This window comes from uncultured Oscillibacter sp. (assembly GCF_947654275.1).
Lineage (GTDB): Bacteria > Bacillota > Clostridia > Oscillospirales > Oscillospiraceae > Oscillibacter.
Window position 1 is genome coordinate 1 of the sequence record NZ_CANTJS010000085.1, and the last position, 6949, is coordinate 6949.

Genomic DNA, 6949 nt, shown 5'->3' on the forward strand with positions numbered 1-6949 from the left:
TTCTGGGGGCGGCTGTTGCCCTTATCCCAGACAGCGGTGCCCCGCCAGATCCAGCCCGCCCACTGGAGAGCGTCGGAGGCGGCGGGGAGCTGCCGCCAGTCGATGAACATGCACACCGGCGCTCCGGGCTTACACAGCTTCCGGGCATCCGCCAGCCACTCCGCCGCCCAGCGGGTCCAGGAGCGCTGGTCCTTGGCGTCTCCCTCGAAGGGCGGGGGCGCGGCGTCGCCCATGCTGGAATACTTCTTGATGGTGGATTTATTCTTCTCGCCCTGGGTCCGGCCCCCGGAGGCATAGGGCGGGTCGGTGATAATGGCGTCGAAGGAGCCGGGGGAGAAGCCCCCCAGCAGCTTCAGGGCGTCGCCCTGGATGATCTCCCATTTATCGTTCATACGCAGATTTTCCTTTCTTTTTTTGAGATTTTTTAGGTTCAATCGAGGGCGTGGACAGCTCTGTATCCACATATTCGCTGATGATATTGAGGGCTTTGTCGTAGTCCTTGCAGGAGGTGACGCGATCCACCATCTCCTTGTTTTCGGCGTTCATTCCCGCCATCTGCAGCAAGAAGGATGCACGGCCCATAATGGAGAAAATGTTGCTGTCATGGCCCACCAGCTCCATCTTCGGCTTCTGCAGAGGCGGTGTCTGGATGAAGCCGCCCAGCCGGTTGGGGACGTAGTCGGAGAGCCATGTGCCGCCGAACTGGCCGTGGGTCTGGAGCCGCCACATGGCCAGCTTGTCTACGTCCAGCTTCACATCCTTGAAGGGGAACAGCAGGCAGGTCCGATCATCGTGCTGGAACACGGTCACATTCTCAGTATGAAACGTGCTGCCGTCCAGCAGGATACCGGCTTCAGTGAGCAGGTTGTTGATCCCATCCACCCACTCCTGGGGTGGTCCTCCGCAGCCCTGGAGGACAAGGCCCTCCTGATTGTTCATGTGCCGCAGGTCTTCTGCGGCAATCTGTTTTACAACGTTATCGCTCATGTTCGTCTTTCCTCTTTCCCGGTTTGTTTTTTCCTTTTGGAGTGTGCGGCGGTTCGACTTCCACATAATTGGAGAGGACCGTCAAAGCGTCTTGTGGGTTCTTGGCGCTGAATACCAGAAACGCCATTGCCGCCGCTTCCTGCTGCTGTCCGATCTCCTTCAGCGTCTTGATGGCACGGCGCAGGACAGAGTAAACATCCTCGCCCGGATAGGCAAGCGGAATCTTGGGCTTAGCGGGGTTATCCGGCGTGATAGGAGAAGAGAGCGCCTTCTCCGAAGGTTGGGCAAGCTGCTCTTTTTCGTACAGCTCCCTGTCCTGGATTTCCCACAGCATATGGCCCATTTCGCCCTTGTGGCTGTATCCTGTGATCTCGGATTCCCAATAGCCCCGCACGACCTCCAGCGGGTCATCGAATCGGAGCAGAAATTCCATGTCATCGTCATCGCAGGCGTTCAGCAGTTCCCCGCAGAGCTGCTGGGCGGCGGTAATCTCCGGGGCCAGTTTAATGATCTCATCAAAGGGTTTTTCCCGAAGCTGGGCGAGATAGTCCCGGTAGTTTTGGTCTAATCGTATCTGCAAAAGCTCACTTCGATCTTGACTCATCTGTCACGGCCCGCCTTTCGAACAGGCTGCTTGCGGGGCCGGACTTGCCGGACAGGTTCCTGTTCATAAACGACAGGAATTCCCCGCTCCTGGGCGCGGTGGATTTCCGCCCGCATCCCCTCGGTGATTGTGGAGCCGTAGACATTGAGCTGCTGGCAGGACTCCACCAGCTGCAGGCCCATCTCCCGCGCCGCCTCGTCCTGAACGGAACAGGCCGGATCGGCGTTGGAAGGAAGCGTAATGTGGGGGCAGACGGGGATGCCGCCGGATTGAAATACCTCCTGGGCCTTCTGCCGGGCGAACTCAATGTTTTTCTCAACATCGCCCCGGAGCGGGGCACAGATGTACACCAGCTTTGGGCTGCTGTGAACAGGCTGAGGCGGCCTCTTCTGGAACGGCTCCAGATACTGCCGGACCTGCCGGGCAAGCTGTTCCCGGTCCGCCTGGGCGGGGACCCAGGCATACCACTCCGTCTGGCCGTTGCAGGTCCAAATATGCGGTATAACGCCGTTTGCAAAATTAGGGTTTCCGGGAACGGGCTTCCTGCCCCAAATGTCCCGGAATCTCAGCAGCAGGGTATCCACTGGTCCGCCGGAACGGTTCAGCACCGTGAGCTTCATTGCGTCGTAATGATCCATGACCCCGGTGGTGACGAACTCCGCCCGGACCCGCAGATCTTTCCCCAGCGTTCCCAGGCAAATCTTGCCCGTGAAATTGGGGTCCGAAATGGTCTGACCATCCCCAAATAATTTCCGCAGTTCTCCCTCAAAGAAATTCATCGGGCCATCCCCTTCCTCTTGGGCTGTTTCTCCCGTTTTTCAGCGCCCCGGCAGGGTTTCAGCTCATCCCTGGATGGCCCCGGAATGATGGAGCGGCTCAGGCCGTCAAGGATCAGCGCATCTTGTGTGTCGTTGCGGATTTTTTCCTCCCAGAGGATCACCGCGGTTCCGGTAACCACCACAGCGCCCGCCACCGTGCCGTAGACGACGGATTGCCCGCTGAGCTTTGGGAATTTCCCTTTGTCCTTAGCGTCAAGGAGCATGGCGGTGCCGGCTGCCCTGGCAGACTCACTGAGAACCGCGCCCCGAATGTACGCAGCGTCCTCCGCCCTGGCGTGGCCGGACAACGTGCTCCTCTGCGTTACATACGCCTGGTCACAGGCGACGGCTTCATCCCGCAGGCAGGAATCCTTGTCCACAGAGGCGCTCCCGGCGGCGATGGCGTCGCCGAAGATCCAGGAGGCGTCCTCCTGCTCCTGGGAAAGGTTGTGCTCCCCCTCCACGAAGCCGCCCAGATCCCCGGCCCGCACCTCAATGCCCACGTCCCGCAGGGCGCGGATACGGTGGAGGAAGGGGTACTTCTCATGGGCGATGTCCGTGATCTCATATTTTTTACTGCTCGTTTACATCAACTCCTCTGTAAAAATTGTGCTTTGGGTCAGCCCCAAACAGTACTATTTTTATGGTGAAAAGGCTATCACGATATTCAACAAAGAAACAGGTGGAAACCCGGCGAAAGCGACAGGGGGCAGACTACCTGTCCTTTGGCTTTTCCCTCCTTTTGGAGCCCTTTTCCCGGCGAAGCGGCTTGCTCTGGCGGAACGCCTCCGCAAACCGCCGTTCCGCCAGCTCCCGCCAGAGGGGGTTGTATTCTACCTGAACACGGTTTTTCTCCACTTCAAAGGTGATTTGGGCGGCGACGGCGGGGCAGGTTTTGAATATGGCAGTCATGGCCTGGGTCATCTCCGGGTCGTTTCCCATAAACAGCCGGTGGGAGGAATCGTCCGCCTTGGCGGGGCAGGTACTCTTGTCGTTCCACAGCAGCGAGACAGCATTGATCACAGGGACAGCGTGTTCCCTGGCAAAGTTTCTGGCCCGCAGCAGGGCCATTTCCGGATGGAAGCAGCCGAAGTCCACGGTGTAGAAGGTTTTCAATTTATTACCCTCCCGGACCGTAAGCAGGGCCAGAGGGCTGTTCTCGGCTGCTGACCGGGGCGTATGGAAGTACATCAAGCAGCCCTGATCCGCCAGCGCGGCGATCTGTTCCAACGTACTGCCGCTTTGCATATACACAGCGGCGGCGGCCATCTCGGAAGGCAGGAGCGTGGCGCAGGAAATGGACTCGTAAACAGCCTGTACTGCTTCCGGGCTGAAATTGTTCGCAAGGAAGCCGAAGACCGTGACCATCTTCTCTAAAAAGCTGTGGGAGAACTCGTCGCACATATCCAGCCCGTAGGCGTACCACGCCTCCGTGGCTTTGGCATCCGGGCGGGGGACAGCTAACCGGATCAGCTGTTCAAATTCTTCCTTTTTCATGAGGCTATCGCTTCCTTTTTATATCCTTTTACCATTGCAGGTGTTCCACCACCCCGCAGCGGCGGCAGGACAGAGTGCTGGTTCCGTTTTCCGGGTCCGCTGTTTCCTTCCAAAGATGTCCCTTTTTTTCGCAAATCATGATTGTTTCCAGACACCTCCAGGCTTCCGCAGTGGCCTCTTCTCGGAGCTGCTCCATGGGTGGGACCGGAAGCCCCTGCGCCCGATAGTCATGGATCAGATCACCAAGATCCATCTCAAAATCCTCCGATTGCAGGTACTGTTCCAGCCGCTTTTCCAGATCCATAGTTGCTAACACCCCTTTCGTAGCTGAATTATTTTGTGATGTTGCTAGCAGCAACGATACCGTTTTTTCTCCGTGAATGCTATCACGATACCCAACAAGAATGGGCGGTGAAAACCGGGCAACACCAACAACGTCCGGCTATGCCGCCATGTCCTCCTGCCGGAAGATGACGTCGATATCCGAGAAGCGCTGGGTGCGGTTGAACTTCTCAGTTGTCTTGCCGGGGATGGCCTGGAGGGCCAGCATCCTGGCCCACAGGTCCAGGTGGTGGTCGTAGAGGTGCCGCAGCTCCGGCAGCTTGGCGTTGGGGCAGAACCAGCACCCGCCCCGGTCCGTGAAGGCGTAAACAGGCGAAAGGAGCCCTGCGGATTTGCAGAGCTCCCAAGCGTCTTTTTCTGTAAAGCCGTACTTTTCCAACAGCGAAATCTGCCTGCCATTTTCCAATCGCAACAGCCGGTCCTGCTCATCCCGCGCGATGCCCACATATTGAACGGTCCCAGGGGGCAGGCTTTTCTGATACCGCTCAATGGGCCGGACCTTGCAGTCCCGCTGGACGGCGCACTTCCCGCACAGGGGAAAGGAGCGCACCATGCCCTTCTTGGGACCGCGGGTGATCCTGCCGGTGAACAGGTCCACATAGGTCTTCTGAGCTCGAAGGACGATTACCTTGACACCCATCCGCTCCAGGGCGGGGATGGCGGTTTCGTAGATGAAGTCCCGATGCTCCGGCACTTCGCCGGAGATGTCCTTGTCAAACATGACTTCGCAGTATACCGCCTCGTCCAGCGGTTCCCCGTGGGCCTTGGCCAGCAGTACGGTTGCCATGGAATCCTTCCCGAAGGAGCAGGAGGCAATAAATTTAGGCCGTTCCATATCAGCGCTCCTGCGTGGGCGGCTTCCGCTTCCGAACCGGCGGGTTCAGGAACCGCTTTGCCTCCTGGAAGCCCACCGTGTCCACATAATAGGCTTTTTTCTCCCCGCCCCGGTTCAGCACAATTACATCGCTCATGGACAGAGAATGCATTTGCTGCCCGAAGGGACGATTGTCCTGATTGTGCTTGAGATATAAATCATCCAAAGTGACCTTGGGCGCCAGAACGCCCCGGTAAGCCCGCTGGTAATGGGCCATGCGCAGCTTGGCCTTCGCCTGCTCGTAGGGCATGAAGGCGTATGATGCGGCGCTGGCGTCTTTGATCTGGTAGATAGTATAGGTGTCGCAGACGTCGCCCTCTTTGGGATGCTCGGGAGCATAAACAGCCCCGTTCCGCTCCTGGATCTCAGCGAACTGGCAGATGTGGAAGGTTTCGCCGCCGATCCGGGCGTGTGTGGCGTCAATGTACCGGCAGGGGAGGATTCTCCGGTCATCGCCGAAGGTGGTGAGGGTGATGTTTTCACCGTCCGGCACATGAAACAGGGTGTTGTAATCGCTGTCGATGAAGCGGACTAACCCGCCGTCCGCATCGTTCGGGAAAGCCAGAACACCAAATACATTGACAGGGGTATCGCCGTTCATCGCGCCTCCCTTTCACAGGCTTCCGCCAGGGCGGCGGCCCGGTCCGTCTGCTCCCAGGGCGCGTCCTGGTGGGTGAAATGCCCGTAATTGCAGAACGAAGCGAAAATAGGCTGATTCAGGCCGAGGGCCCGGATGATACCGCCGGGAGTCAGGTCGAACACCTGCCGGACCACCTGTTCCAGAACTGCTTCCGGGTATCGCCCGGTCTCATGGAGGTCAATGTCCACGGCTACCGGCTCCGCCCTGCCGATGGCGTAGGCGAGGCCAACGGTACAGCGTTCCGCCAGACCGGCGGCTACGATGTTCTTGGCGATATACCGGGCCATGTAGGCCCCGCTCCGGTCCACCTTGCTGGCGTCCTTCCCGGAGAGCGCCCCGCCTCCATGGGGGACGAGGCCGCCGTAGGTGTCCACCATCAGCTTCCGGCCCGTCAGGCCCGTGTCCGCCTCAAAGCCGCCCAGGACGAAACGCCCGGAGGGATTGATGAGGACCTCCGTCTCATGGTCGGGGTAGAGCTCCCGCAGGGCGGGGACGATCACGGAGCGGGTGAGTTCCTTCCGCAGCTCCTCCGGGTCCTTTTCCTCGTCGTGCTGGCAGGAGAGGACCACGGCGGCGATCCGGGCGGGTTTGCCCTTGTGGTACTCCACGGACACCTGGGCCTTTCCGTCCGGGCCGAGACCCTGGATGGTCCCCAGCTTGCGGGCGTTGGTAAGCGTCAGCGTCAGCCGATGGGCCAGGACCACGGGCAGGGGGAGGAGCTGGGGCGTTTCCGTACAGGCGAAGCCGTACATGATCCCCTGGTCGCCAGCCCCCATCACACTGGAGCCGTTCACCGCCCCGGCGATGTCGCCGCTCTGATCGTGGGTGATAACCTCTACTTCGTAATCGCAGGAATAGCCGGTTTCCCGTACCGTCCGGCAGACGATGGCGGGGATGTCCGGCAGCTGCCGGGCGGTGATTTCCCCGGCTACGGTGATCTTTCCCGCCGTGGCCATGACCTCACATGCCACACGGGCGGCGGGATCGTGTTTCAAACAGGCGTCCAGGACGCGGTCAGCGATGGCGTCGCAGAGCTTGTCCGGGTGGCCTTCGGTGACCGACTCGGCGGTCAGGATGTACTTATCTCTCATGAGTCTTTCCTCTTTTCTTTTTTTGTTCTGTGGGTTTTTCAGGGGAATCAGGCACTTCCAACGGAATGGCAAGCAGATGGGGATGATCAAACATCT

Annotated in this window: 10 protein-coding genes; all 10 read right to left on the reverse strand. The window is 59.3% G+C overall.

Features of this window, described 5'->3' with window-relative positions; translation table 11 throughout:
* Positions 1–392, reverse strand: a 392-nt coding sequence (locus Q0063_RS13930) for a DNA methyltransferase (protein WP_297872566.1), incomplete at its 3' end; no start/stop codon positions are given.
* Positions 382–987: a hypothetical protein gene (locus tag Q0063_RS13935; protein ID WP_297872567.1), complete on the reverse strand. Its 606-nt coding sequence runs from the start codon at positions 985–987 to the stop codon at positions 382–384. The genes Q0063_RS13930 and Q0063_RS13935, both read right to left, overlap by 11 nt.
* Positions 977–1591 carry a hypothetical protein gene (locus tag Q0063_RS13940; RefSeq protein WP_297872568.1) on the reverse strand — a complete coding sequence of 205 codons (615 nt, stop codon included), beginning with the start codon at positions 1589–1591 and terminating at the stop codon, positions 977–979. Before Q0063_RS13940 ends, Q0063_RS13935 begins: the two co-directional genes overlap by 11 nt.
* Positions 1588–2370, reverse strand: a complete 783-nt coding sequence (locus Q0063_RS13945; RefSeq protein ID WP_297872569.1) for a DUF4406 domain-containing protein — start codon at positions 2368–2370, stop codon at positions 1588–1590. The genes Q0063_RS13940 and Q0063_RS13945 overlap by 4 nt, the downstream gene beginning before the upstream one ends.
* Positions 2367–2900 (reverse strand): hypothetical protein, encoded by a 534-nt coding sequence (locus Q0063_RS13950; RefSeq protein ID WP_016321655.1) that lies wholly within the window; start codon positions 2898–2900, stop codon positions 2367–2369. Before Q0063_RS13950 ends, Q0063_RS13945 begins: the two co-directional genes overlap by 4 nt.
* Positions 2901–3123: 223 nt before the next feature.
* On the reverse strand, positions 3124–3906 hold the full coding sequence (locus tag Q0063_RS13955) for a hypothetical protein (protein WP_297872570.1): 783 nt from the start codon (positions 3904–3906) through the stop codon (positions 3124–3126).
* A 28-nt stretch (positions 3907–3934) separates the two neighbouring features.
* Positions 3935–4210: a hypothetical protein gene (locus Q0063_RS13960; RefSeq protein WP_297872571.1), complete on the reverse strand. Its 276-nt coding sequence runs from the start codon at positions 4208–4210 to the stop codon at positions 3935–3937.
* Positions 4211–4348: 138 nt separating this feature from the next.
* A complete protein-coding gene (locus tag Q0063_RS13965; RefSeq protein WP_297872572.1) occupies positions 4349–5083 on the reverse strand; it encodes a phosphoadenosine phosphosulfate reductase in 735 nt (244 codons plus the stop codon).
* A gap of 1 nt (position 5084) precedes the next feature.
* On the reverse strand, positions 5085–5723 hold the full coding sequence (locus tag Q0063_RS13970) for a YodL domain-containing protein (protein ID WP_297872573.1): 639 nt from the start codon (positions 5721–5723) through the stop codon (positions 5085–5087).
* On the reverse strand, positions 5720–6853 hold the full coding sequence (gene metK, locus Q0063_RS13975) for a methionine adenosyltransferase (RefSeq protein ID WP_297872574.1): 1134 nt from the start codon (positions 6851–6853) through the stop codon (positions 5720–5722). The genes Q0063_RS13970 and metK overlap by 4 nt, the downstream gene beginning before the upstream one ends.
* Between the last annotated feature and the right edge of the window lie 96 nt (positions 6854–6949).